3 protein-coding genes and 3 tRNA genes are annotated in these 2,799 nt (G+C 44.8%); all 6 read left to right on the top strand.

Annotated elements, in window-relative coordinates:
- Window positions 1-274: 274 nt before the first annotated feature.
- A tRNA-Lys gene (locus tag J7M13_07750) sits at window positions 275-349 on the top strand.
- Between the two features lie 23 nt (window positions 350-372).
- Window positions 373-448 (top strand) — tRNA-Glu (locus tag J7M13_07745).
- 7 nt (window positions 449-455) lie between these two features.
- A tRNA-Thr gene (locus J7M13_07740) sits at window positions 456-531 on the top strand.
- Between the two features lie 88 nt (window positions 532-619).
- Window positions 620-1,171, top strand: a complete 552-nt coding sequence (locus J7M13_07735) for a SagB/ThcOx family dehydrogenase (GenBank protein ID MCD6363866.1) — start codon at window positions 620-622, stop codon at window positions 1,169-1,171.
- A 6-nt stretch (window positions 1,172-1,177) separates the two neighbouring features.
- On the top strand, window positions 1,178-2,260 hold the full coding sequence (ychF, locus tag J7M13_07730) for a redox-regulated ATPase YchF (GenBank protein MCD6363865.1): 1,083 nt from the start codon (window positions 1,178-1,180) through the stop codon (window positions 2,258-2,260).
- A gap of 6 nt (window positions 2,261-2,266) precedes the next feature.
- A partial coding sequence (locus J7M13_07725) for a glycosyltransferase (protein MCD6363864.1) occupies window positions 2,267-2,799 on the top strand: 533 nt, incomplete at its 3' end.

The following is a 2,799-nucleotide window of genomic DNA, read 5'->3' as shown; positions in this document are numbered from 1 at the left end:
GAGCAAGTAAAGCTAAATGAAATTTCTTATTAGCGGGATTTTTAAGGCTAATTTGGAAAGGGAAGTTATGCGATCTTACGAGGCTTTACGGGGGTTCCCCTGAGGGTTCTTGACAAAGTTTTGTGTGTAGATTACAATCTTTCAGGACAAGTTAAACTTGAGAATCCAATTTCCTTTATGAGGGAATTAAAGGACAATGAAAGAAATTAAAGGGTGGAAGGTTAAAGCTACTTGACTTAGGGAGCTAATGGGTAGTATAATCGCTATGCTGAGTGGGCTGTTAGCTCAGTGGTAGAGCATCGGACTTTTAATCCGAGGGTCGCAGGTTCGATTCCTGCACAGCCCACCACCTTTTGGATATAATAAGAATGTGCTCCCGTCGTCTAGGGGTCTAGGACACCGCCCTTTCAAGGCGGCGGCACGGGTTCGAATCCCGTCGGGAGCGCCATTGAGGAGCCGGTGTAGCTCAACAGGTAGAGCGGTGGAATCGTAATCCACGGGTTGTCGGTTCGAGTCCGGCCACCGGCTCCATTTTGTTTGATATAAAAGGGGGAAATCTCGTGAGAGGTTTCTCCCCTTTATTTTTATGCTATACTTGTTGAAGAGGTGGTGATGCTTGATGTTAAAGGAGCTTCTTCTTAAAAGGAAATCTGTAAGAAAGTTTTTAAATAGGCCGCTTTCAAAGGAGCTCTTTGATTATCTTCTTTGGATTTCATACGGCAAAGTCGATGGTAGACTCGTCGTGCCATCCGGAGGTGCAACATATCCAATGGAGATATATGCGGTTGTTGGAAACGTTGAAAAGGTATCTCCAGGCGTATATCGTTATCTTAATCAGAGGGATGAAATTGAGCTTCATCTTAATGGAGATTTAAGACGTGATCTTTCTCGTGCGTGTCTTAATCAGGAATATGTGGCTGAGGCTTCCTTTGATATAGTCATAGCGGTTCGCTATTCTCGGATAACATCGGTTTATGGGGAAAGGGGAATGAGATATGCGATTATGGAGGCAGGGCATATAGGACAGAATATTTATCTTGCCTGTGCGGAGCGTGGGCTCGGAACGGTAGCCATAGGTGCTTTTAACGACGGGCTTGTCTCACGGGTTTTGAGTCTTCCCGATGGGATTGATCCTCTCTATATTTTTCCGATAGGGTATCCAGGGGAGTGATAGTATATGCCTCTTTCGGTTGGAATAGTTGGATTGCCAAATGCTGGTAAATCGACCCTTTTTAATGCTCTCACTAAAGCGGGAGTCTTGGTGGCAGGATACCCGTTCTCAACGGTTGAGCCTCATAAAGGGGTTGCTTCTGTTCCTGACGATAGGTTGGAGAAGCTCGCTCGGATGCTTAATCCTCCTAAGGTCGTTCCCGCAGAAGTGGAGTTTTACGACATAGCGGGTTTAGTCAGGGGAGCGAGCAAGGGAGAGGGATTAGGCAATCAGTTTTTAAGCCATATAAGGGGTGTGGATGCGGTTGTTGAGGTGGTTAGGGCTTTTGAGGAGGGAAGCGTTTCTCACCCTGAGGGAAGCGTTGACCCCGTGAGAGATGCTGAGATCATAGAGGTTGAGCTCATGCTTTCGGATTTGGAGCTCGTTGAGAAATGGATTGATAAGCTCGGAAGAAGCGCGCGTGTCGGAGATAAAAAAGCGAGGAAAGAACTTTCGTTTCTTGAAGAGGTAAGGGAGCTATTACTTAAAGGGGAGCCTTTAAGAAAATCTTTCTCGCATGAGGATCTTGAGAAGCTGTCTAAGGAATACCAGCTTCTTTCAACTAAACCGCATCTTTACTATCTGAATTCGACTGAAGAGGTAGATAAATCTCTGCTTGATCGCTTTATAAAATGGGCTTCTTCTCGCGAAAGTCCTGTGGTGTGGGGCTCTGCGCGCCTTGAGGCAGAGTTGGCTGAGCTATCTCCTCAAGAAGCAAGAGAATTTATCGAGGAGATGGATTTTGAATCCTCTATCGGTAAGTTGATTCGTGTTTCTTATGAACTTTTGAATCTCATAACCTTTTTTACTTTTAACAAAAAGGAATTAAGGGCTTGGTCGATAAAGAAGGGAACGAAGGTTCCACAGGCTGCAGGGAAGATACACAGTGATATGGAAAGAGGTTTTATAAAGGCAGAGGTTATTGGCTCTCTTAATCTTCTTGAAGTAGGGGATTATAAGCTTGCAAAGGAGCGGGGGCTTGTTAGGGTAGAGGGGAAAGATTATGAGGTTCAGGATGGAGATGTAATATACATAATCTTCAAGGCTTAGGAACACATGAGTAAGCGTAAAATTTTGTTTCTTATCCCTGTTTTAAAGGATGGTTCAGGAAAGTTTTTGACATACCTCTCCAAGGGTCTGATAGAGAAAGGGTGGAAAATAGATATTGTTTCCATCCCCAGAAGCGGAGATTGGGAGGAGTGGAGGGCTCTTAAAGATGAGCTTCTTAAAGTGGGTGTGATTTTTCACGAGATAGATTTTTTCAATAGATCTTCTTCCTCGTTCTGGAGAGAGGTGGATAAGCTCGCGCGCCTTCTGCGAGAGGAAAAGTTTTCCATATTGGCTCCTCAATCGTGTGTTCCCGCTTCAGCATGTGTTATCGCTCGCGATCTGCTTAAACTTGATATACCGATAATTTTGACTTTGCATAGCTGGGGGACGGGAAGACCCTCATGGATGAATCTCTGGGATAACTGGGCTTTGCTTAAGGTTGATCATATATGCTTTGTTTCCTACGGTTATAGGGAGGCATTTTTAAGATCCCTGCCGTATTCAGTGAGCGTTGAGAAAACCTCCGTTATATGGCCTGG

Source organism: Synergistota bacterium (assembly GCA_021159885.1).
GTDB lineage: Bacteria > Synergistota > GBS-1 > GBS-1 > GBS-1 > AUK310.
This window is presented reverse-complemented; position numbering and strand designations above follow the sequence as displayed.

Bases quoted from the DNA above. Each gene is read 5' to 3' on its own strand.
- J7M13_07735 (MCD6363866.1), top strand. From the start codon at position 620: ATGTTAAAGGAGCTTCTTCTTAAAAGGAAATCTGTAAGAAAGTTTTTA.
- ychF (MCD6363865.1), top strand. From the start codon at position 1,178: ATGCCTCTTTCGGTTGGAATAGTTGGATTGCCAAATGCTGGTAAATCG.